The sequence below is a fragment of the Cellulomonas triticagri genome (genome assembly GCF_003696205.1).
GTDB classification, from domain to species: domain Bacteria; phylum Actinomycetota; class Actinomycetes; order Actinomycetales; family Cellulomonadaceae; genus Cellulomonas; species Cellulomonas triticagri.
In genome coordinates this window covers 25,586-47,367 of sequence record NZ_RFFI01000016.1, presented here as the reverse complement: position 1 = coordinate 47,367, position 21,782 = coordinate 25,586, and the positions used below count along the sequence as shown (strand labels likewise).

The 21,782-nt window shown below is 75.3% G+C and carries 19 protein-coding genes; 10 read left to right on the top strand and 9 right to left on the bottom strand.

Going from position 1 to position 21,782, the window contains the following annotated elements; translation table 11 throughout:
* Positions 1-8: 8 nt before the first annotated feature.
* Genes EBM89_RS04700 through EBM89_RS04690 form a run of 3 tightly spaced genes read left to right on the top strand, consistent with a single transcriptional unit; the run spans position 9 to position 2,913 of the window.
* On the top strand, positions 9-1,013 hold the full coding sequence (locus EBM89_RS04700; RefSeq protein WP_122148306.1) for a FecCD family ABC transporter permease: 1,005 nt from the start codon (positions 9-11) through the stop codon (positions 1,011-1,013).
* Complete coding sequence (locus EBM89_RS04695; RefSeq protein WP_233571539.1) at positions 1,010-2,083, top strand: FecCD family ABC transporter permease; 1,074 nt, start codon at positions 1,010-1,012, stop codon at positions 2,081-2,083. The genes EBM89_RS04700 and EBM89_RS04695 overlap by 4 nt, the downstream gene beginning before the upstream one ends.
* Positions 2,080-2,913 (top strand): ABC transporter ATP-binding protein, encoded by an 834-nt coding sequence (locus EBM89_RS04690; protein WP_122148296.1) that lies wholly within the window; start codon positions 2,080-2,082, stop codon positions 2,911-2,913. The genes EBM89_RS04695 and EBM89_RS04690 overlap by 4 nt, the downstream gene beginning before the upstream one ends.
* Positions 2,914-3,088: 175 nt before the next feature.
* Here EBM89_RS04690 and EBM89_RS04685 read toward each other — a convergent pair whose 3' ends face one another.
* Positions 3,089-4,177 carry an SDR family oxidoreductase gene (locus tag EBM89_RS04685; RefSeq protein ID WP_122148295.1) on the bottom strand — a complete coding sequence of 363 codons (1,089 nt, stop codon included), beginning with the start codon at positions 4,175-4,177 and terminating at the stop codon, positions 3,089-3,091.
* 164 nt (positions 4,178-4,341) lie between these two features.
* On the opposite strand from EBM89_RS04685, the gene EBM89_RS22410 reads away from it, so the two are divergent.
* On the top strand, positions 4,342-5,247 hold the full coding sequence (locus EBM89_RS22410; protein ID WP_122148294.1) for a helix-turn-helix domain-containing protein: 906 nt from the start codon (positions 4,342-4,344) through the stop codon (positions 5,245-5,247).
* A gap of 141 nt (positions 5,248-5,388) precedes the next feature.
* Here the strand turns inward: EBM89_RS22410 and EBM89_RS04675 are convergent, their stop codons facing one another.
* Complete coding sequence (locus tag EBM89_RS04675) at positions 5,389-6,870, bottom strand: outer membrane protein assembly factor BamB family protein (RefSeq protein ID WP_122148293.1); 1,482 nt, start codon at positions 6,868-6,870, stop codon at positions 5,389-5,391.
* 112 nt (positions 6,871-6,982) lie between these two features.
* Between EBM89_RS04675 and EBM89_RS04670 the strand changes: the two genes are divergently transcribed.
* Positions 6,983-7,450 carry a DUF1232 domain-containing protein gene (locus EBM89_RS04670; protein WP_199731976.1) on the top strand — a complete coding sequence of 156 codons (468 nt, stop codon included), beginning with the start codon at positions 6,983-6,985 and terminating at the stop codon, positions 7,448-7,450.
* 76 nt (positions 7,451-7,526) lie between these two features.
* Here EBM89_RS04670 and EBM89_RS04665 read toward each other — a convergent pair whose 3' ends face one another.
* The 6 genes from EBM89_RS04665 to EBM89_RS04640 are packed head-to-tail and all read right to left on the bottom strand — an operon-like array spanning position 7,527 to position 14,699.
* Positions 7,527-7,934, bottom strand: coding sequence for a RidA family protein (locus tag EBM89_RS04665; protein ID WP_122148292.1), 408 nt, complete (start codon positions 7,932-7,934; stop codon positions 7,527-7,529).
* Entirely contained in the window at positions 7,931-9,247 is a 1,317-nt protein-coding gene (locus EBM89_RS04660) for a glycoside hydrolase family 125 protein (protein WP_233571538.1), read from the bottom strand. Before EBM89_RS04660 ends, EBM89_RS04665 begins: the two co-directional genes overlap by 4 nt.
* Complete coding sequence (locus tag EBM89_RS04655; protein ID WP_122148291.1) at positions 9,235-11,583, bottom strand: glycoside hydrolase family 3 protein; 2,349 nt, start codon at positions 11,581-11,583, stop codon at positions 9,235-9,237. Before EBM89_RS04655 ends, EBM89_RS04660 begins: the two co-directional genes overlap by 13 nt.
* Positions 11,580-12,434 (bottom strand): carbohydrate ABC transporter permease, encoded by an 855-nt coding sequence (locus EBM89_RS04650; RefSeq protein WP_122148290.1) that lies wholly within the window; start codon positions 12,432-12,434, stop codon positions 11,580-11,582. Before EBM89_RS04650 ends, EBM89_RS04655 begins: the two co-directional genes overlap by 4 nt.
* Positions 12,435-12,451: 17 nt before the next feature.
* Entirely contained in the window at positions 12,452-13,384 is a 933-nt protein-coding gene (locus EBM89_RS04645; RefSeq protein WP_122148289.1) for a carbohydrate ABC transporter permease, read from the bottom strand.
* A gap of 28 nt (positions 13,385-13,412) precedes the next feature.
* Positions 13,413-14,699, bottom strand: coding sequence for an ABC transporter substrate-binding protein (locus EBM89_RS04640; protein WP_122148288.1), 1,287 nt, complete (start codon positions 14,697-14,699; stop codon positions 13,413-13,415).
* 173 nt (positions 14,700-14,872) lie between these two features.
* Here EBM89_RS04640 and EBM89_RS04635 point away from each other — a divergent pair, with 173 nt between their 5' ends.
* The 5 genes from EBM89_RS04635 to EBM89_RS04615 all read left to right on the top strand — a co-directional run bounded on the left by EBM89_RS04635 (position 14,873) and on the right by EBM89_RS04615 (position 21,236).
* A complete protein-coding gene (locus EBM89_RS04635; protein ID WP_233571537.1) occupies positions 14,873-15,862 on the top strand; it encodes a LacI family DNA-binding transcriptional regulator in 990 nt (329 codons plus the stop codon).
* An 18-nt stretch (positions 15,863-15,880) separates the two neighbouring features.
* Complete coding sequence (locus tag EBM89_RS04630) at positions 15,881-17,140, top strand: glycoside hydrolase 5 family protein (protein WP_233571536.1); 1,260 nt, start codon at positions 15,881-15,883, stop codon at positions 17,138-17,140.
* Between the two features lie 4 nt (positions 17,141-17,144).
* Positions 17,145-18,386, top strand: a complete 1,242-nt coding sequence (locus tag EBM89_RS04625; protein ID WP_122148286.1) for a type III PLP-dependent enzyme domain-containing protein — start codon at positions 17,145-17,147, stop codon at positions 18,384-18,386.
* On the top strand, positions 18,383-19,975 hold the full coding sequence (locus EBM89_RS04620; protein WP_122148285.1) for an N-acyl-D-amino-acid deacylase family protein: 1,593 nt from the start codon (positions 18,383-18,385) through the stop codon (positions 19,973-19,975). Before EBM89_RS04625 ends, EBM89_RS04620 begins: the two co-directional genes overlap by 4 nt.
* A gap of 154 nt (positions 19,976-20,129) precedes the next feature.
* Entirely contained in the window at positions 20,130-21,236 is a 1,107-nt protein-coding gene (locus EBM89_RS04615; protein WP_233571535.1) for a fatty acid desaturase family protein, read from the top strand.
* Between the two features lie 98 nt (positions 21,237-21,334).
* Here EBM89_RS04615 and EBM89_RS04610 read toward each other — a convergent pair whose 3' ends face one another.
* The gene (locus EBM89_RS04610) at positions 21,335-21,538 is read right to left on the bottom strand and encodes a cold-shock protein (protein WP_122148283.1); all 204 of its coding nucleotides are present in this window, start codon (positions 21,536-21,538) and stop codon (positions 21,335-21,337) included.
* Positions 21,539-21,782 lie beyond the last annotated feature (244 nt).

Below are 21,782 nucleotides of genomic sequence, written 5' to 3'. Positions count from 1 at the left end.
CGCGGCGGCTGCGGCCCCCGCGGCGCCGGGCCGCGGCCTGGGTGCTCGGCGCGGTCGGCCTGCTCGTGGTCGCGGTGGCGCTGTCGGTGCTGGTCGGGGCCAACCCGGTCCCGCCCGGTGACGTGCTGGCCGCGCTGCGCGGCGGCGGCTCCGACACCGCCCGGTTCGTCGTGGGGGAGCAGCGCGTCCCGCGGACGGTCGCCGGGCTCGTCGTCGGCGCCGCGCTCGGCGTCGCCGGGGCGCTCATGCAGGCGTTCACCCGCAACGCGCTGGCCGACCCCGGGCTGCTCGGCGTCAACGCCGGGGCGGCGGTCGCCGTCGCCGTGGGGATCGCGTTCGCCGGGGTGACCGCGCCCGCCGGGTACATGGTGCTCGCGTGCCTCGGGGCCTTCGTCGCCGCCGCGGCCGTGCACGTGCTCGGCGGCGCGGGGGACGCCCGGACACCGCCCGGCCGGCTGGTCGTGACGGGGGTCGCTGTCGGTGCCGTGCTCGCCGGGATCACCACCGGGATCACCCTGACCCACCCGGACGCGTTCGACCGGATGCGCGGGTGGAACGCGGGCAGCCTGCTGGAGCGCGGGCCGCAGGTCGTGCTGCCGGTGCTGCCGCTGGTCGTGGTCGGCCTGCTGCTGGCCGGGTGGTCGGCACGCGGGCTGAACGCGGTCGCGCTCGGGCCCGAGGTCGCCCGGGCCCAGGGGGTCGACGTCCCCCGTACGCGGGTGCTCGTGCTGGTGGCGGTGACGCTGCTCGCGGGTGGGGCCACCGCCGTGGCCGGGCCGATCACGTTCGTCGGGCTGATGGTGCCCCACGCCGTGCGCTGGGTGGTCGGCAGCGACCAGCGCCGGGTGCTCGCGGGCTCCCTCGTCGCCGGGAGCGTGCTCGTGCTGGCCTCCGACGTGGTCGGCCGGGTCGCGGTGCCGCCCGGGGAGATGCCGGTCGGCGTGGTCACCGCCTTCGTCGGTGCGCCGGTGCTGGTCGCGCTCGCCCGGCGCCGGCGGGCGGCGGCGCTGTGAGCCGCACCGGGACGACGCCGGTCGTCCGCGTCACCGGGACCGCCCGCCGCCGGCTGCTCGTCGGCTCCGACCGGTGGCACGCGGGGATCGGCGTCCGGGAGGCCGTGGTCTGCGCGGTCGCCGTGGGCGCGGTGCTCGCCCTGGCCGTCGTCGGGCTCGCCATCGGCGACTTCCCGGTCCCGGTGCGTGACGTCCTCGGGGCGTTCACCGGGCGCACCGAGGGGCTGGCGCGCACGGTGGTCCTGGAGTGGCGGCTGCCGCGGGTCGCCGCCGCCGTCCTGTTCGGCGCCGCGCTGGCCGTCGCGGGCGGCGTGTTCCAGGCGGTCACCCGCAACCCGCTGGCCAGCCCGGACGTGGTGGGCCTGTCCAACGGCGCGTTCACCGGGATGCTCGTCGCCCTGGTGGGCTTCGGCGGGTCGTGGACGGCCCGCACCGGCGGGGCGCTGGTCGGCGGGCTGCTGACCGCGCTGGTCGTCGCGCTGCTGGCCCGCCGGGACGGGTCGCAGGGGTTCCGGCTCATCGTGGTGGGCATCGGGGTGTCGGCCACCCTCGCGGCGTTCAACACCTGGGTGCTGCTGCGGGCGGACCTCGAGACCGCGCTGCTCGCCTCGGCCTGGGGCGCCGGCACCCTGACCACGGCGACCGCGGAGCTGGTGACCCCGGTCGCGTGCTGCGTCGCCGTGCTGCTCGTGCTGGTGGGCGGCCGGTCGGCCGCGCTCGCCCAGCTCGAGCTCGGCGACGACGTCGCGGGCACCACGGGCGTCGACCCGCGCCGGGACCGGGCGGTGCTGCTCCTCGGGGCCGTCGCCCTGGTCAGCGCCGTGACCGCGGTCGCCGGGCCGGTCGCCTTCGTCGCGCTCGCCGCGCCGCAGATCGCCCGGCGGCTGGTCCGCAGCGCCGGGATCCCGCTCGCGGCGAGCGCCGCGACCGGTGCGCTGGTGCTGCTCGGCTCGGACCTGGTCGCCCAGCACGTCGTCCCCCTGGCCGTGCCCGTCGGCGTCGTGACCGTCGTCGTCGGCGGCGCCTACCTGCTCTGGCTGCTGCTCCGCGAGACGAGGACCCCCCGATGACCACGACCGGCCCGGCACCCGCCCTCCCGACCGGCCCGGCGCCCGCCGGCCCGTCGCGCCTGGGGGTCGAGGGCGTCACGCTGCGGTACGACAGCCGCACCGTCAGCACCGACCTGTCCTTCGCGGTCCCCGACGGGTCGTTCACCGTCATCATCGGCCCGAACGCCTGCGGCAAGTCGACGCTGCTGCGCGCGCTGTCCGGGCTGCTGGTGCCGGCGGCGGGGCGGGTCCTGCTGGACGGTGCGCCGCTGCTGTCCTACCCCGCCCGGGAGCGGGCCCGCCGGCTGGCCTTCCTGCCGCAGAGCATGGGGGCACCCGAGGGGATCACCGTCGCGGAGCTCGCCGCGCGCGGGCGGTTCGCGCACCAGCGGGTCCTGCGGCGGTCGTCGCTGGCGGACGCGGAGGCCGTCGACCGGGCGCTGGCCGACACGGGCACCGCCGACCTCGCCGACCGCCGGCTGGACGAGCTGTCCGGCGGGCAGCGCCAGCGGGCGTGGATCGCCATGGTGCTGGCGCAGGAGACCCCGATCGTGCTGCTCGACGAGCCCACGACGTACCTCGACCTCACGCACCAGCTCGAGGTGCTGTCGCTGCTGCACCGCCTCCGGCTCGCCGGCCGCACCGTGGTGGCCGTGCTCCACGACCTGAACCACGCCGCGCGGTACGCCTCGCACCTGGTCGCCATGGCGGACGGCCGCGTGGTCGCGCAGGGCGAACCCGACCAGGTCGTCACGCCCGCACTGGTCCGGGACGTGTTCGGCCTCGAGTCGACGGTCGTGCCGGACCCGGTGACCGGCGGCCCGCTGGTGGTGCCGGCGGACACGCGCTGACCGGTGCGCCCGGTCCGCAGCAGCGCCCACACGTTCTGCGCCGCGACGTCGCTCGCGGTCCTCGGGCGTCGTCACAGGTCGGTCGTCCCCTCCGGGGCGGTCGGGCGGGGTGGCACCTGCGCGGTCGGGCCCACCACCGGGTGCCAGCACACACCCCGCACGACCGGTCCGGCGGTCAGCCCCGTCGCGGTCGCGCCGGGACCAGGCCGTCGGCCTCGTAGCGGTCGAAGAGGTCCAGGAACGCCTGCTCGGTGCTGACGTACGCGCGGAACCCGGCGAGGCGGCTCTTCGTCATGTCGGCGAGCACCTCGACCTCGACGCCGAGGTCGCTGTCGGTGTGCCAGAACGAGGCGGCGCGGTCCAGGCGCGGCTCGCGCAGGCCGTGCGTGGCGGCCATCCGCGCCCAGAGCGCCTCCTTGTCCGCCATCTGCTCGACCAGCGGCCGCGGGGTGGCGGTGGGGCCCTCCCAGGTGACGCCGAGCGCGTCGGCGAGGCGGGGCCAGAGCCACCGCCACCGGAACACCTCGCCGTTCGTGACGTTCCACGCCTCGTTCCCGACACCGGGGGTGGTCGAGGCCCAGATCATCTGGTCGGCGACGACGCTCGAGTCCGACATGTCCGTCAGGCAGTTCCAGACGGTCTCCGTGCCGGGGAACACCAGCGGGGTGGACGTCTCCCGGGCGATCGCGGCCTGCACGGCGAGGGTGAGCGCGAAGTTCATCGCGTTCCCTACGGCGTGCCCGGTGACGGTGTGCGCCCGGTGGACGCTCCAGGTGAAGCCGTCACGGGCGGCCGCGGCGAACAGCTCGTCCTCCTGCGCGTAGTAGAAGTTCGGCACGTCGAGCCGCTCGGACTCCTCCCGGAACGGCGTCTCCCGCATCTCGCCGGTGCCGAACGCCTCGAACGGCCCCATGTAGTGCTTGAGCCCGGTCATCAGCGCGACGTGCCGCACGGAGCGGGCCGGCGCGAGCGCGTCGAGCAGGTGGCGGACCATCTGCCCGTTGACGCGGATGTTCTCCGCCTCGGTGTCCTGCCGCGACCACGCGGTGACGTACACGTGGGTGGGCCGCAGGTCGGCCAGGGCCCGCACGGTCGCGGCGGCGTCCTGCAGGTCGGCGAGCACGGGTCGCACCCCGTCCGGCAGGTCGTGGGCCGAGCGCGACAGCCCGAGCACCTCCCAGTCGTCGCGCGCCGCGAGCCGGCTCGCGATCTCCGCGCCGATGATGCCGTTCACCCCGACGACGAGCGCCCGGTAGTCGGCCATGTGTCCTCCTCAGCAGATCGTGCGCCCGCACGGTGGTGCGGGCGGCGACGCCAGTCTCGGGAGCCCGCCGCCGGTGCAGCCAGACCCCCGTGCAGCGGGGGACCGCGGTGCGTACCACTGCGGGGGACAGGCTCCCCGCGGGGCTGGTGCGTAGCCTGGATGGCATGAGCAGCCCGGCCCGTGCGCGCAGCCTCGGCGAGTTCCTCGCGTCGCGGCGCGCGGCGCTGTCCCCGGACGACGCGGGGGTCGAGAGCTGGGGGCGGCGTCGCCGGGTGCCCGGCCTGCGGCGCGAGGAGGTGGCCCACCTCGCGGGGGTGTCGGTCGCGTACTACACCCGCCTCGAGCAGGGCCACGCGCGGAACGCCTCGGACGAGGTGCTGCTCGCCGTCGCCCGGGCGCTGCGCCTGTCGCGGACGGAGACCGAGCACCTGCTCGACCTGGCCAGGCCGGCGCTCGTGCGGGCGGCGCCCCGGGTCCGCCCCGAGCGCCCGCACCCGCTGTCGCTGGCGATGCTGGAGGCGCTCGGGGACCGGCCGGCGGTGCTGCTGGGTCGGCGCAACGACGCGCTCGGCTGGACCCGCACGGGCCACGCCCTGCTCGCCCCGCACCTCCCCTTCGACACGACCGACCCGCGGACCAGGCCCTCGCTGCCCCGGCTGCTGTTTCTCGACCCGCACACCCGGGCGGCCCACCTCGACTGGGAGGAGGAGGCGCGCCGGTACGTCGCGTACCTCCGCCTGATCAGCGGGAAGTACCCGGACGACACGCGGCTGGCGGAGCTCGTCGGGGAGCTCTGCATGAAGGACGACGACTTCGCGGAGTTCTGGGCGTCCGGCCAGGTCCGCGCCTGCACCGGTGGCACGAAGCGCTTCCGGCACCCCCTGGTCGGCGCCCTGACGCTGGACTTCCAGGTGTGGTTGCAGGCCGACGCACCCGACCACCGGCTCGAGGTCTACAGCCCGGCCGACGAGCCGTCCGCCGACGCGCTGGCCCTTCTCGGGACGCTCGTCCACGGGTCGGACGAGCCCGCTCGCGGCGACGCGCCCAGCCGGGCAGGGGCCGCGCGCTGACCTCGTTCGCGGCCCGTTGGTCCTGAGGTGGTCGCGGCGGAGCGGACGTCCGCGTCGCGGCTGCCGGAGGGGCGCTCCGCCGAGGTGGACGACGCGCAGGCGGTGCTCACGGCTCTCGGCGGCTGACCAGGTGACCCGCGCCTACCCTCCCAGCCGGACCGGGTCCGGCAGCCCGCCGTACAGGACCCCGTCCCGCACGGTCACGTACCCGCCGGCCTCGGGCGGCAGCGTGGTGCTCCACTGCGCGTCGCCGGACGTCAGCGACCACGCCCGCAGCACGCCCTCCGTGCCGTCGCTGCCGGTGGGCTCCGCGAGCAGGAGCGCGCGCCCGTCGGTGAGCGGTTGCAGCCACGTGCCGAGCTGCGTCGGCCCGGGTTCCCCGCCCGGGTGGCGCGGGCTGCGCCACACCTCCCGGCCGTCGCGGGCGTCGACGGCCCAGACGTCCTCGGCGTCGGCGCCGTAGAGGACGTCGTGCAGCAGCAGCACCGACCCGTAGGCCGCACCCCGCACGGGGTACTCCCAGGCGGTCTCGCCAGTGGCGGCGTCGACGGCTCGGACCCGCCGGCCTTCCTCCGACGTGTCCACCAGCAGGTCCAGCGCGGGGACGCTGCCGTCGTCCAGGCCGAACGTGACCGGCTCCCCGGCGGTCGCGACGTCGAACCGCCCGTCCGCGCCGTGCAGGTGGCTGGTGCGGCCCCGGTCCGACGACGAGACCAGGCGCTCGCCCCGTCCCACCCAGACCTGTCCCGAGGTGACCTCGACGCTGCCGTCCGACCGGCGCAGCGACCACGCGTGGCCACCGAGACCTGCGACGACGTGCCGCTCCGTCACCTGCAGACTCGGCGACGGCGACCCGCCGATCTCCAGCGCGCCGGTCACCACCGGCAGGTCCACCGACCACCGCTCGTCGCCCGTCGCGGGGTCCTCCGCCGCCACCCGCACGACGTCCTCGACGAGCTCCGCCCGCACCAGGACGTCCTCGACCACGAACGCCGTGGCGACCGGTGCGAGCTCGCGCTCCGCTGTGACCTCCCCGGTCCTGGCGTCCACGGTGAGCAGCCGGGACCGCACCGGCGCGCCCAGCTGCCAGGAGTCGTCGCCGACCTCCTGCGTCGGGGCGTCCTGGACGAAACAGGTCACCGCGTCACCCGCCGGGTCCCCGACCGTGCACCAGGGCGGCTGCACCGACCGCAGCGCGGCGGCCTCCTCGGGCGACTCCACCGGGCTGCGCCACACGACCGCGCCCGAGGAGACGTCGACGCCCTCGACCGCGCGCGGCTGCCCCGAGTCCGTCGAGGCGCTCCCCACGCGGACACCCTCCACGACGGCACCCGGCTCGTTCCACACGAGGTCCGGGTCCGCCGCGGAGACCGGCAACGCGGGGCCGACGTCGTACCCGACCACCTCGGGGTGTCCCCGCGCGGCCGCGACCCGAGCACGGGCCCGGGCGTCGTGCAGCACCTGGCTGCCCACCACGACCGCGACCAGCACCAGGGCGACGGGCCACCAGCGCAGCAGCCTCCGGCGCCGCCGGGCCACGTCCGGGCCGGGCTCCGGCGCGCCGGGCGGGACGTCGGCCGGGGCGTCGACCTCGACGTCCCGCATCCCCTCGGCGCGGCCCATGTCCGCACCGTAGTGCGGGGGAGACCGCCGGCGGGCGGGTTCCGGCACGCGGGTGGTGTGGCACCCTGATCCGCGCCGACCGATCCCGCCGCGCCAGCCCCGAGGAGTCCCCGTGACCGACGTCCTGCTGCGGGTCGTGCTGCCGGTCGTCGGCGGCCTGCTGCTCGTGTGGCTGGTCCTGGTGGTGGCCCTGTGGGTCGCGCGCCCGGGGACGACGACGCTGCGCGACGCGCTGCGGCTGCTGCCGGACGTGGCCCGCATGGTGCGGGGCGTCGCCACCGACCGGGCGGTGCCGCGTGGGTGCCGGGTCGCGCTGTGGCTGCTGCTCGCGTACCTCGCGTCCCCGGTGGACCTGGTCCCCGACGTGGTGCCGGTGCTCGGCTGGGCGGACGACGCGGTGGTGGTCGTGCTCGTCCTGCGCGCGGTCGCCCGCCGCGCGGGCGCGGACACCCTGACCCGCCACTGGCCGGGCTCCGCGGAGGGCCTGGCGGTGGTCCTGCGCCTCGCGGGCGTCGCCGCCCGGCCGACGCCGTCCGCCCCCACCACCCTCGATCACGGGGAGCCGGTGCGGGAGCCGTAGGCGTCGCCCCGCGGTCCCCGTGCCGCCACCCGTGCACGTGGGGCGGCACGAGGACGGTGGGGACTCGCGCGTCGCGTCAGGGGATGATCGCGAACGCGTCGATCTCGACCAGCATCTCCTCGCGCGGGAGCTCGACCATGACCGTGGTGCGGGCGGGCAGGACGCCGCCGGGGGAGTGCGCCTCGACGAAGGCGCCGTAGGCCTCGTTCATGGCCGCGAAGTCCTCGCGGGTGGTCAGGTAGACGCGCAGCATGACGACGTCGTCGAACGTCGCCCCGGACGCCTCCACGATCGCGCGCACGTTCTCCAGCGTGCGGGTGGTCTGCGCCGCGACGTCGCCCGGGTGGAGGTACTCGCCGGTGGCGGGGTCGACGGGGCCCTGCCCGGAGACCTGCACGAACGGCCCGGTGCGGACCCCCTGGTGGAAGGTGTGCGCGGGCGCCGGGGCGTCGGGGGTGGACACGGGGGTCTTGGCGGTGGTCATGCCTGCTCCTGAGAGGGTCGGGGCTGTGCGGCGTCGTCCGCCACGGCGAGCGCGAGCTCGCAGAACATCGAGTCCGCCCACGAGAACCACGGGCGGGAGAACTGGGTCGGGTCGGACGGGTCGAAGGACTCGTGCACCTGCCCGGTGCCGCCGTCGGTGTCGGCGATGAGGTGCAGCAGCCGCACCCGGTCGGCCGGCGTCCCGACCAGCCCCTCGACGGCGAGCGCGATGGGCCACACCCGCCCGGGCTTCGTGTGCGGGCTGCCGACCCCGGCGGCCACGGTCCCGGAGTAGTAGTACGGGTTGTCCGGGCTGAGCACGAACCGCCGGGTGGCCTCCCACACGCCCCGGTCGAGGACGTCGGGCGCGATCAGCGGCAGCGACAACAGGGACGGGGTGTTGGCGTCGTCCATCAGCAGCACACCGCCGAGCCCGTCGACCTCGTACGCGTAGACGTCCTCGCCGCCCGGCCCGGGCACGACCCCGTGCTTGGCGACCCCGGCGGTGAGCTCGCGCGACAGCGTCCGGGCGTCCTCGACCAGGGCGGTGTCCCGGTAGACCTCGGCGGCGATGTCGGCGACGGCGAGCAGCGCCTGCGCGGCGAACAGGTTCGCGGGCACGTTGTACCCGTAGGTGCAGGCGTCGTCGGACGGCCGGAACCCGCTCCACGTCATCCCGGTGACGGCGACCGGGGTGCCCCGGCCGTCGCGGGCGAGCGTCTCGGTGGGGATGGTCGTCGCCCGGGAGAACCGGTAGGGCGACTCGTCGTGCCGCTGCTCGGCGCGCAGCTGCCGGACCACGGTCCGCAGCACGTCGTGCGCGCGGGCGTCGAACACGTCCGTGCGGCCGGTGGAGCGCCACAGCCGGTGCGCGAGCGTCACGGGGTAGGCGAGGGAGTCGACCTCGTACTTCTGCTCCCACACGTGCGGGTCGTCGCAGACGTCCTCGGGGTCGTAGTGCGCGCCGGTGGGCCCGTCGTTGAACGCGTTGGCGTACGGGTCGTGGGCGAGCTGCGCGAGCTGGCGCCGCACGACGGCCGCGACGAGGTCGGCCAGCGGCGGGCAGTCCGCGAGGAACCGCAGGTACGGGGTGAGCTGCGTGGTGGAGTCCCGCAGCCACATCGCGGGGATGTCCCCGGTGATGACGAACGCGGTGCCGTCCTCGCCGAGGGTCACGGTGTCGGTCAGGGTGCGGCGCAGGGCCGCGCCCACCATGTCGCCGATGCGGTCCCCGGCGGCGGCGCGGACCCGGGCGGCGGCCGCGTCGACCACCTCCGAGACGGCCGGGTCGAGCGTGGTCGTCAGCGTTCCCACGGGGTGGTGCCTTCCTGGTCGGTGACCCGCACGGCGGCGGTGCCGGCGGGGGCGTCGGGGTCGGGCGTGCACCACGCCGCCACGGTGACGGGCACCGCGACCGGCGACCCGTCGGCCCACGAGCCGAGCGCGTCCAGGCCCAGCGGGTACGTGAGCGCGACCGACCCGCCGGGTGCGACGGTGGCGTGCTGCACCCCCAGGAGACCACGGCGGCGGGGTCGGATGCCGCGCTCGCGGCGCTGACCCCACAGCGGGACGGGCAGCGTGACGGTCCGTGGGCCGTCGTTGCGGACGTCCACGGTGAGGGTCGCGGTCGCCCCGTCGGCGAGCGCGGCGGCCGTGACCGACACCGTGTCCTCACGCAGCGTCGCGGTCACGCCGGGCGCGTGGGCGGTGCCGAGCACCCACCCGCGCACCTCCTTGGCGTCCACGTAGCCGCGCGCCGTCTCCCGGCGCTCGTCGTGCGCGACCGGCATGACGCCGTCGGCGCTCGGGAACGTCGCGGGCAGCCGCCCCGGCGCGGTCCCGGTGAGCAGCGCCTCCGCGACGGCCTCGCCGCCGCGCGGTCCGGGGAACGGCACCACGAGCAGCGCGTCGACCAGGGGGGTGAGCGCGGTCAGCACCCGGGGTCGCCCGTCGAGCACGACGCCCACCACGGGTCGTCCGGCGGCCCGGGCGGCGCGCGCCACGGCGATCTGCGCCTCGGGCAGCGCGACCGACGCCAGGTCGACGCCCTCGCCGTTCGTGGTGTCGGGGGCGGGGCCCTCGACGGCGCCGTTGTCGGCGAACTCGTCGTCGTAGCCGCGCCGGCTGGTGCCGCCGAGCACGACCACGGTGACGTCCGCCGCCGCGCACGCGTCGCGCACGGCGTCCAGCGCGGCCGGGTCGTCGAGCGGGCCGCGCAGCCGGCTGCCGGGGGCGTGCCGCACGCGGTCCGCCCCGAGCCGGTCGCGCAGCGCGGACAGCACGGTCGACGCCTCCGAGTCGGGGTCGGGGCGCGGCGGCGTGTAGTCGCCGAGCTGCGCGTCGAGGTCGTCGGCGTTCGGGCCGACCACGGCGACGGTCGCGTCCGCGCGCAGGGGCAGCACGCCCTCGTCGTGCAGCAGCACGACGGACTGCCGGGCGGCCCGGGCGAGCAGGGCGATCCGCTCGCGTCCGGCCTCGCTCGTCGGGGACGTCGCGGGCGCCTGCGGCCGCACGTCGAGGCCACCCGGCAGCCCGGCCGACCCGGTGGCCGGTGCGGCAGGGGAGTCCGGGCCGAGCAGCCCGATGCGGCGCTTCAGCGCGAGCACCCGGTCCACGGCCCGGTCCAGCACGGCCTCCGCGACCAGCCCGCGGTCCAGCGCCTCCTCGACGTGCGTGTACGCCTCGTCCCACAGGCTGAGGTCCACCCCGGCCTCCAGCGCCAGCGCCGCGGCCGACGCCGGGTCGGGCGCGCTGTCCCGCAGCCGGTCGATCGCGGTGCCGTCGGCCATCACCAGGCCGTCCCAGCCCCACCGCTCGCGGATCGTCCCGGTGAGCAGGTCGCGGTTCGCGCTGCACGGCACGCCGTCGACGTCGTTGTACGCGGCCATGTACCCGGCGACCCCGACGCGGGCGGCGGCGTGCGCGGGCCGCAGGTGGATCTCGCCGAGCTCCCGCCGCCCGATGGGCGCGCCGGAGCCGTTGCGCCCGCCGACGCCCGCACCCTGCCCGGCGAGGTGCTTCGCGACGACGGCCACGTGCGCGGCGTCGATGGCGTCCGCGCCGGAGGTCGTGCCCTGCATCCCGCGGACGGTGGCCTCGACCAGCAGCGCGGCGAGCGCCGGGTCCTCGGAGAAGCACTCCTCGGCCCGCCCCCAGCGGGGGTCGCGGAGCACGTCGAGGCCGGACACCAGCGCGACGTGCGTGCCCCGGGCGCGCACCTCGGCGGCGACCAGCGCGGCGAGGTCGTGCGCGAGGTCGACGTCCATGCCCGCGCCGAGCGCGAGGTTGACCGGCAGCGTCGTCCCGCCGAGGGCCTGGAGCCCGTGCGGGACCTCCTCGACGAACAGCACCGGCAGCCCGTCCCCGTACCGGGTGACGTGCTCCTGCACCGCGGCGTACGCCTCGGCGCTGCGCTCCGGCGGGATGCCGTCCGCCCAGCGCACCGCCGACCACGGGTCCGCGCGCAGCACGCCGTACAGCGCGCCGAGCCCGCCCCAGCGGTCCACCTCGCGCCGCAGCACGTCGGTGACCCGCGGCGCGCCGTCGACCCAGCGCACCGCCTCCCAGCCCTTGAGCCGCTGGTTGACCTGCCCGATCCGCGTCCGCAGCGGCAGCGCCGCTGCGTCGACCGTGGTGGTGCCCGTCGTCATCCCTTGACCGCTCCCGACAGCAGCGCGCGCTGCATCTGCTTCTGCAGCACCGAGTACACCAGGTACACCGGCAGCAGCGTGACCAGCGTGCCCGCCATCAGCACGCCGTAGTCGGTGCCCGCATCGACCTTCAGCGTCGGCAGGGCGACCTGGATGGTGCGCTGCGCGGTGTCCGGGCCGATGAGGATGAGCGGGTACAGGTACGCGTTCCAGAACGACAGGAAGTTCAGCAGCAGCACGGTCGCGATGCCGGGCACGCAGATCGGCAGGTACACCTGCCGCAGCACCTGCAACGACGTCGCGCCGTCCATCGACGCGGCCTCCTCCAGCTCGCGCGGGATGGTCCGCATGAACGACGTGAGGATCACGACCGACAGCGGCAGGGCCGTCGCGGGCAGCAGGAACACCACGAACGTCCGGGTGTGGAACAGCCCCAGCGCGGCGGCGAGCAGGAACGTCGGGAACAGCGCCGCGAACGACGGGATGAGGAACCCGAGCGCGAACACCCCCTCGACGACCTTGCCCGCGCGCCCCGTGGACCGGGCGAGCGCGAAGGACGCGGGCAGCGCGAGCAGCAGCGTCAGCGCCAGGGCGGCGACGGTGGTGATGGCGGAGTTCGCGACCGCGAGGCCGAGGTCGGCCTGCCGGATCGCGGTGGTGACGTTCGACAGGTCCCAGTCGGTCGGCAGCGTCAGCGGGGACTCGAAGATCTGCTCGTTCGACTTGAACGCCGAGACGACGAAGAAGTACAGCGGGACCAGCAGCAGCGCGGCGTACAGCCACGCGAGCGTGCCGCTGGTGAGCGAGCCGATGCGGTCCCGCAGGGGGAGGGCGGTGGTGCGCCGGGCCATGGCGGTCTCCTCGGGGGTCAGTGGGTGGCGCGCAGGACGCGGCGGATGGTGCCCATGCCGATCAGGCCGATCACGAAGAGGATCACGCCGACCGCCTGGCTGTAGCCGAGGTCCGCCTCCACGAAGGCCTTCTGGTAGATCAGGTACGCGAGCGTCGTCGTCTCGGTGCCCGGTCCGCCCTGGGTCAGCAGCAGCACGTTCTGCGCGGAGTTGAACAGCAGCGACAGGAACTGCAGCATCGTCACGACGCCGATGAACTCCCGCGCGATCGGCCAGTACATCCGCCACGCGATGCGCCAGTCGCCCGCGCCGTCGATCCGGGCGGCCTGCACGATCTCCCCGTCCACGCCGTCCAGGCGGGCGGCGATCAGCACCGCCGAGTAGCCGATGCCGCTCCACAGCTCGACCGCGATGATCGCGCCCAGCGCCGTCGACGGGTCCGCGAGCCAGGCGGTGCCCTCGACGCCGAGCGGCCGCAGCACGCCGTTCACCAGGCCGTCCGGGTTGAGCATCGTGTAGAAGAGCATCGCCGTCGCGGGCGCCGAGATCAGCGCGGGGATGAACAGCAGGTACCGCAGCACCCCGTGCCCGCGCGGCTTCTGCACGACGTAGAACGCCAGCAGGAACGCCAGCACGATCATGACCGGCAGCCCGACCACGATCTGCACCGCGGAGTTCCGCACCGCCGCCCAGAACGTCTCGTCCGCGAACACGGTCTGGAAGTTCGCCAGCCCCGCCCAGGACGGCGTGACCAGCATGCCCGGCCAGGACAGGAAGGCGATGACCAGCATCGCCACCACCGGGCCGATCATGAACACCGCGTACCAGACCAGCGCGGGCAGGGCGAGGCCGGGGAAGCGCTCGCGGACGGTGCCGCGACGCCGGCGCGCGGGCGGGTCGGTGGGGAAGTGGGGGGAGGTGCGGACGGCGGCGTCGGCGACGGCGGTCATGGGGGATCCCTTCGGCGGCGGGGGCCGGTCAGGCCGAGGCGTAGGACTTCTCGAACGTGTCGACGATCCGCTCGGCGGACGCGGAGCCGTAGGCCATCGCGGTCGCGCGGATCATCGGCTCGAACACGGAGTCGGGGATGAGCAGGTCGGGCAGCATCACGTGGCTGACGTCGGCGTCGGTGAGCCGGGACGCCTGCGCGACCAGCGGGAAGTCCTGGGACACGGTGTCGGTGACCCGGTTCATGTCGCGCCCGGAGCCGAGGATGAACGCGTCGGTGACGGACTCGGAGTACAGCTCCTGCACGAACGGCTTGATCAGGTCGAGCCGGGAGCGCCCGTTCTCGCTGATCCAGATGCCGTGCCCGTTGTACGACGTGATGACGCTCGGCCGCTCGATGACGCCGCCCGAGGACGGCACGGGCCAGCCGCCCACGGTGACCTCGGCCGCGCGCTCGGCGGGGACCAGGGCCAGCGCGGAGGACATCGCCGGGACGACGGCGGCCTTGCGGGTGTTGAACTGCGTGAGCTCGGAGTCCGAGGTGTAGCCCTGGACGTCGTCCACGAACACCCCGGCGTCGCGCAGGTCCACGAAGTGCTGCACCCCGGCGAGCGCCCCGGGCGACTCGGAGATCTTCCCGGTCGAGAACACCGTGCGGGCCTCGTCCTGCGTGACGAAGCCCTGGAGGATCTGCAGGAAGAGCTTCTGGCCGCTCCAGTCGGACCCGCCGACCGTGACCGGGCCGGTGCCCGCGCTGCGCAGGGCGTCGGCCGCCGCGATGAGCTCGTCCGACGTCGTCGGGATGCTGCCGACGCCCGCCTCCTCGAGCAGGGCGGTGTTGAAGGAGACCGGCCAGTTGGTCCGGGTGAACGGGAACGCCCGCAGCCGGCCCTGCTCGTCGGTCCACTCGGCCACGGCCTCGGGGAGGATCTTGTCCCGCAGGTCCCACTCGTCGAGCAGGTCCATCACGTCGATGGTGGCGCCCGCTCCGGTCCAGCCGAGGGTGCGGCCCATCATGTTGACCACCGCGACGTCGGCCTCCTTGCCGGCGAGCGAGGACGTCTCGAAGACGATGGGCAGGTCGGAGCCGTTCTTGAGCTGGGCGACGGTGCGCCCGGTGCGCCGCTGGTAGGCGGCGACCACGTCCGCGAACACCTGCGCGCCGGAGACGGCGCCGCTGAGCTGGGTGTGCACGGAGATCGAGCGCGGCCCGCTGGAGGCGGGGGTCAGGGCCCCGCAGCTCGCGAGCAGCGGCGTGAGGACCGCCCCGCCGAACGCGGCCTTGAGCACGGTGCGCCTGCTGACGCCGTTGGTCACTGGTCCTCCCTGGAAGCTGCGGTGCGTCGTTCGGGGGAGGCGGGAGAGCCCCGCCGCCGCGGTCGTGTAAAGCGGTACACATTCGCGATTGCCGAGGAACGTATACCGCTTTACAGACGGTGGTCAACCCTCGTAACCTCGGACGCACCATGACTGCAACACGACCGAAACGCGTGACGATCGCGGACGTCGCCCGCCGGGCCGGCGTCTCGCCGTCGGCGGTGTCCCACGCCTTCAACGGACGCCCCAACGTCTCCGAGGCGACCGCAGCGCGCATCCGGGCGGCCGCCGACGAGCTGTCCTGGCGCCCCAACTACGCCAGCCGCAAGGTCTCCGGCCAGGGCGGGCGCAGCCTCGGGCTGGTCATCGCCCGGGCGAGCGACACCTTCGGCCGCGACCCGTTCTTCATGCGGCTGCTGGCGGGCCTCACCGAGCCGCTGTCCGACCTCGGCTGGTCGCTGTCGCTGACCCTCGTGCGGGCCGACGAGGAGGAGGACGTCTACCGGCAGTGGTGGAGCGAGCAGCGGGTCGACGCGTTCCTGCTGGTCGACGTCCGCGAGGACGACCCCCGCCTCGCCCTGGTCGCCGGGCTCGGCGCCCCGGCCGTGCTCCTGGGTGCCCCGGTGTCCGACGCGGTCCCGGCCGTGACCGTCGGCGACGAGAGCGCGTTCGCCATCGTCGTCGGGCACCTCGCCGACCTCGGGCACCGCGCGGTCGCCCGTGTCACCGACGCTCCCGGCCTCGCGCACACCCGTGCCCGGGACACCCGGTTCGCCGAGGCCGCCGCCGAGCGCGGGCTCGGCGCCGCCTCGCTGGCCTGGCACCCGGACGTCGCCGACCCCGTCGCGGACCTGCTCGCGCGCCTGGACGGCGCCACCGCCCTCGTCGTGGACTCCGAGTCCATCGCGGCCGAGATCGTCGCGCACGCCCCCGAGGTCGGCGTCGCCGTGCCCGCGCAGCTGTCCGTCGTCGCCTGGGAGGACTCCTGGGTGTCGACCCTGGTCCGCCCCCGGCTCACCGCGTTCGACGCGCCCGTGGAGGAGAGCGCCCGCACCGCCGTCGCCCTGCTCGAGCGCCTGGTGCGCGGCGAGCCCGCCACCTCCCAGACCGTCAGCGGTCGCCGCCTGGTGGTGCGCGACTCCACGGCCCCCGCACCCCGGTAACCCCGAGAGGACCCCACCGTGACCCCTGCTCCCGCCCGCACGCCCCGCTTCGGCGTCAACTACACCCCGTCGCAGGACTGGATGTTCCAGTGGACGGCCGTCGACCCCGACGTGGTCCGCCGGGACTTCGCGGCCATCGCCGCGCTCGGCGTCGACCACGTCCGGGTGTTCCCGCTGTGGCCGGTGCTCCAGCCCAACCGCACGCTGATCCGCCGCCGGGCGCTGGACGACATCGCGCTCGTCGTGGACCTCGCGGCCGAGGTCGGGCTGGACGTCGCCGTGGACGTGATCCAGGGGCACATGTCCGGCTTCGACTTCGTGCCCGCGTGGCTGGTCAACTGGCACGACGGCAACATGTTCACCGACCAGCCCGCCGTCGAGGCGCAGGCCGCCCTCGTCGCCGCCGTGTACGACGCGGTGCGCGACCGGCCGAACTTCCTCGGGCTGACCCTCGGCAACGAGGTCAACCAGTTCCAGCCGCCGAACCCCGCCGCGATGCCCGCGACCTCGCCGCAGGTGACGCACTGGCTGACGTCCCTGCTGGACGGTCCGGTGGACCGCGACCCCCGGCACGTCGTCACCCACTCCGAGAACGACCACCTCTGGTACCGCGACGAGCACCCGTTCCTGCCCGTGCACGCCTCCCGCCTCGGGGACATGACCACCGTGCACTCGTGGATCTTCAACGGAACCGCCGCCCGGTACGGCGCGCTGTCCCCGCAGTCGGTGCGGCACGCCGAGTGGATGGTCGAGCTCTCCAAGGCGTTCGCCACCGACCCGGGACGCCAGGTCTGGCTGCAGGAGGTCGGGGCGCCGTCCATGAACCTCGCCGAGGCCGAGATGCCGGAGTTCTGCACCCGCACCATCGAGGCGGCGCTCACCGCCCCCGACCTGTACGCCGTCACCTGGTGGTGCTCGCACGACGTGTCCCGCGACCTCGCGGACTACAAGGACCTCGAGTACTCGCTCGGGCTGCTCGACACCGGGAACCGGGTCAAGCCGCTCGGTCGCCGGTTCGCGGAGGTCGTCGCCGAGGCGAGGCGCGGCGCGCTGCCGCTCGCCCAGCCGCGGACCGTGGGCGTCGTCGTCGAGGTCGACGCGGACGACAAGCCGCTGTCCCGGCCGTCGCTGGCGCCCGGCGGTGCCGTGTTCGAGCTCTGGCACGACCTGCGCGAGCGCGGGGCCGCCGTCACCGTGGTCACCTCGACGACCGCCGCGGACGCGACCGCCCTCGCAGCACGGGGGGTGGACGAGCTCGTCCGGGCGGAGGTGCACTGACGGCATGGAGACGTACAAGGGAGTACCGCTCGGGGCGACGCCGGCCGACGTGGCCGCGTGGCCGCTCGACCGCCCCGCGCTCGCCGGGATGCCCACCCCGCTGGTGACGCTCAGCGAGGCCGCCGTGGCGCACAACGTCGCGACGATGGCCGCGTGGTGCGCGGCCGCCGGGGTGGACCTCGCCCCGCACGGCAAGACCACCATGAGCCGGGTGCTGTGGGAGCAGCAGCTCGCCGCCGGGGCGTGGGGCATCACCGTCGCGACGCCGTGGCAGGCGTCCGTCGCGCTCGGCTGGGGAGTGCCGCGGGTGCAGCTCGCGAACGCGCTGGTCCAGCCCGCGGCGCTGCGGGCGCTCGCCCCCGACGTCGGGCGGCTGCTCGTGTGGTCCGACTCCGTGCGCGGGGTGCGGATCATGCACGACGCGCTCACCGCCGCCGGGGCGACCGAGCCGCTGGGGGTGCTGGTCGAGCTCGGCGCCCCCGGGGGTCGCACCGGGGCCCGCACCCGGTCCGCGGCGCTGGACGTCGCCCGGGCCGTGGCGGACTCGCCGGTGCTGCGGCTCGCCGGGGTCGCCGGGTACGAGGGGGCGCTCGCGCACGACGCGGGTCCGGCCTCGCTCGAGACGGTCCGCGGGTACCTGGCGGACCTCGGCGCGCTGCACGACGCCCTCGGCGACCTGTATCCCGACGACGGCGAGGTGGTCGTCACCGCCGGGGGCAGCGCCTACTTCGACGCCGTCGCCGACGTGCTCGCCACCCGGCACGACCCCGCGGGCGAGCGCGGGCGCCCCACCCGGGTGCTGCTGCGCTCCGGGGCGTACGTCGTGCACGACGACGGGTTCTACCGGGGCATCAGCCCGCTGTCCCGCGGCGCCGGGACGCCCCTGCGCGCCGCGCTGCACGGCTGGGCGACCGTGGTGTCCCGGCCCGAGCCGGACCTCGTGCTCCTCGACGCGGGCAAGCGCGACCTCGCGTACGACGAGGGGCTGCCCGAAGCGCAGGGCGTGCGCCGGTTCGGGGAGTCGGCGCTGGAGCCGCTGCCCGGGGCGCGGGTCACGGCGATGAACGACCAGCACACCTTCCTGTCCGTCCCCGCCGACGCGGCCGTGGACGTGGGCGACGTGGTCCGGCTCGGGCTGTCGCACCCCTGCACGACCTTCGACAAGTGGCGCGGGATCGTCACCGTCGACGACGACCGGTCGCCCGACCCGCGCGTCACCGGCCTGGTCGAGACGGCGTTCGGGTGACCGACCTGCTGCTGCGCGGCGGGCTCGTCGTGGACGGCACCGGGGCCGAGCCGGTCACCGGGGACGTGCTGGTGCGCGACGGGCGGATCGCCGCCGTCGGGGGACGGCTCGATCCGCGGGGTGCGCGGGTCGTGGACGCCGACGGGCTCGCGGTCGCGCCCGGGTTCGTCGACATGCACGCGCACTCCGACCTCGCCGTCCTCGCCGACGGCGACCACCTCGCCAAGACCGCGCAGGGCGTCACCACCGAGGTGCTCGGCCAGGACGGCCTGTCGTACGCGCCCGTCACCGACACCACCATGGCGCTGGTCCGCGAGCAGATCGCGGGCTGGAACGGAACCCCCGACGTCGGCTACGGCTGGCGGACCGTCGCGGAGTACCTGGCCGAGGTGGACCGGCGGGGGAGCGCCACCAACGTCGCCTACCTGCTGCCCCAGGGCACCATCCGGATGTCCGTCGTCGGCACCGACGACCGGCGCGCCACGTCCACCGAGATCGACGCCATGCGCGCCGAGGTCGACCGGGGGATGCGCGAGGGCGCGTTCGGGATGTCGTCCGGGCTCACCTACGTGCCCGGGATGTTCGCCGACACCGCCGAGCTCGTCGCGCTGTGCGAGGTCGTCGCCCGGCACGGCGGGTTCTACGCCCCGCACCAGCGGTCCTACGGCGCCGGGGCGCTCGCGGCCTACGCCGAGGTCGTCGACGTCGCCCGCCGCGCCGGGTGCGCCCTGCATCTCACGCACGCGACGATGAACTTCCCGGAGAACCGCGGCCGCGCGAGCGACCTGCTCGCGCTGGTCGACGCCGCGCTCGACGACGGCCTCGACGTCACCCTCGACACCTACCCCTACCTGCCCGGCGCCACCACGCTGTCCGCGCTGCTGCCCAGCGCCGCCGCGACCGGCGGACCCGCCGCCACCGTCGAGCGCCTGCGCGACCCCGAGGTGCGGGCGCGGGTGCTGCACGAGGTCGAGGTCGTCGGCAGCGACGGGTGCCACGGCGTCCCCGTCGACTGGACCACCATCGAGATCGCCGGCGTCCGCGACCCCGCGCTCGGCGACCGTGTCGGCCGCACCGTCGCCGCGCTCGCCACCGCCGGGGGGCGCCCGCCCGGCGAGGTGTTCCTCGACCTGCTCGTCGCCGACCGGCTCGGCACCAGCATCCTGCAGCACGTCGGCGACGAGGCCAACGTCCGCACCGTCATGCGCCACCCCCGGCACACCGGCGGCAGCGACGGCATCCTCGTCGGCGCCAAGCCGCACCCCCGCGGCGCCGGGACGTTCGCGCGGTACCTCGGGCACTACGTGCGCGAGGAGGGCGTGCTCACGCTCGCGGAGGCCGTGCGGCACCTGTCGGGGACGCCCGCCCGGCGGCTCGGGCTGCACGACCGCGGGCGGGTCGCGCCGGGGTACGTCGCGGACCTCGTCGCGTTCGACCCGGCGACCGTCGCCGACCGGGCGACGTTCGCGGAGCCCCGGCTCACGGCCGCGGGGGTGCCGTGGGTGCTGCTGGGGGGCGTGCCGGTGATCGAGGACGGTGCCCGGACCGAAGCGAGGCCCGGGCGGGCGCTGCGGCACGGGGCGGTCTGACCTCGGCGTCGTGTGTGGGTGTCGCGGAGGCATGGCGCGCCCGGTGAGATCACCCGGCGTACTTACCTACGGCACCGTAGGGTGGAAGCATCCGCACGACGAGCACCTGCTCATCTCCACGGCTGGGAAGTCGACCCGGCCCCGGAGCGCGCCCGTGACCAGTGCTACCCCGACCACCGTCGTCGAGCGGCCCCGCCGCCCCCGCCAGGAGGCCGCCACCGGCTCGTACCAGGCGCTGTCCGCCCGGGTCCGGGACGCCGGTCTGCTGGACCGCACCCCCGGGTTCTACGTCGGGCTGCTGGTCGCGCTCGGTGTCGCGCTCGCCGGGCTCGTCGCCGGGTTCGTGCTGCTGGGTGACTCGTGGTTCCAGCTGCTGATCGCGGGCGGGCTCGGCCTGGTGCTGACCCAGTTCGCGTTCGTCGCGCACGAGGCGTCCCACCGCCAGGTGCTGCGCTCGGGTCCGGCGAACGACCGCCTCGGCCGGGTGCTCGCGAACGGCGTCGTGGGGATCAGCCACTCGTGGTGGATGACGAAGCACAGCCGGCACCACGCCAACCCGAACAAGGTCGGCAAGGACCCGGACATCGACATGGACACCCTGTCGTTCCTGCCGGACCAGGCGACCACTCGGCGCGGGTTCCTCGCGGCGCTGACGCGCGTGCAGGGGTGGGCGTTCTTCCCGCTGCTCACGCTGGAGGGCCTGAACCTGCACGTCACGTCCGTGCGGTCGCTGCTGACCCCGGAGCCGGGCAAGCCGCGCTGGACGCGGACCGTCGCGCTGGAGCTCACCACGCTGGTGCTGCGCGTGGGGCTGTACGTCGCGGCGGTGCTGTGGTTCCTGCCGCTGGGCCTCGGGTTCGCGTTCCTCGGGGTGCAGCTCGCGGTGTTCGGCGTGTACATGGGCGCGTCGTTCGCGCCGAACCACAAGGGCATGGCGATCGTCCCCGCGGAGAGCCGCCTCGACTTCCTGTCCAAGCAGGTCCTCACGTCCCGGAACATCACCGGCGGCACGTGGATGAGCACGCTCATGGGCGGGCTGAACTACCAGGTCGAGCACCACCTGTTCCCGAGCATGCCGCGCCCGCACCTGCGCCGCGCCGCGCAGATCGTCCGCGAGCACTGCGCGACGCACGGCGTGCCGTACACGGAGACCAGCCTCGTGCGGTCGTACGCGATCGTCGTGCGGTACCTCAACGAGGTCGGGCTGTCCGCCCGCGACCCGTTCGACTGCCCGATGGTCCGCCGGTTCCGCAACGTCTGACCGTCCCGCCGGGCGGCGCGCGCCCGGCGGGACCCCGGCACGACGAAGCCCCCGTCACCTCGCGGTGACGGGGGCTTCGTGCGAGTACGGCGCTCAGATCAGAGCGGCGTGATCTCCGAGGCCTGCGGGCCCTTGGGGCCCTGGGTGACCTCGAACTGGACCTTCTGGCCCTCCTCGAGCGAGCGGTAGCCGCTGGACTGGATCGCGGAGTAGTGCGCGAACACGTCCGGGCCGCCGTCGTCGGGCGCGACGAAGCCGAAGCCCTTCTCGGCGTTGAACCACTTCACGGTGCCGGTGGCCATGTGAACTCCTTCAGGTTGGTGCGACCCCAGACGACCCAGGACCGGTATTCACGGTGGGTCGTGGTCCGCACCCCCGAGAGGGTGTGCACCGGGGGACCGGTGCGGTCAGACCACTGCTGAACACTGCGACTACGCGAGGAAGCCTAGCAACCCTGCGCCCCGCGGTCACTGCCTGGGGACCGGCGCGTCCCACGGGGCCCGGTGCGGCCGTGGGTGGTCGGCCCGTTCCGCTCCGCCCGGGTGC

Bases quoted from the DNA above. Each gene is read 5' to 3' on its own strand.
- EBM89_RS04690 (WP_122148296.1), top strand. From the start codon at position 2,080: ATGACCACGACCGGCCCGGCACCCGCCCTCCCGACCGGCCCGGCGCCC.
- EBM89_RS04685 (WP_122148295.1), bottom strand. From the start codon at position 4,177: ATGGCCGACTACCGGGCGCTCGTCGTCGGGGTGAACGGCATCATCGGC.
- EBM89_RS22410 (WP_122148294.1), top strand. From the start codon at position 4,342: ATGAGCAGCCCGGCCCGTGCGCGCAGCCTCGGCGAGTTCCTCGCGTCG.
- EBM89_RS04675 (WP_122148293.1), bottom strand. From the start codon at position 6,870: ATGGGCCGCGCCGAGGGGATGCGGGACGTCGAGGTCGACGCCCCGGCC.
- EBM89_RS04665 (WP_122148292.1), bottom strand. From the start codon at position 7,934: ATGACCACCGCCAAGACCCCCGTGTCCACCCCCGACGCCCCGGCGCCC.
- EBM89_RS04655 (WP_122148291.1), bottom strand. From the start codon at position 11,583: ATGACGACGGGCACCACCACGGTCGACGCAGCGGCGCTGCCGCTGCGG.
- EBM89_RS04650 (WP_122148290.1), bottom strand. From the start codon at position 12,434: ATGGCCCGGCGCACCACCGCCCTCCCCCTGCGGGACCGCATCGGCTCG.
- EBM89_RS04645 (WP_122148289.1), bottom strand. From the start codon at position 13,384: ATGACCGCCGTCGCCGACGCCGCCGTCCGCACCTCCCCCCACTTCCCC.
- EBM89_RS04625 (WP_122148286.1), top strand. From the start codon at position 17,145: ATGGAGACGTACAAGGGAGTACCGCTCGGGGCGACGCCGGCCGACGTG.
- EBM89_RS04610 (WP_122148283.1), bottom strand. From the start codon at position 21,538: ATGGCCACCGGCACCGTGAAGTGGTTCAACGCCGAGAAGGGCTTCGGC.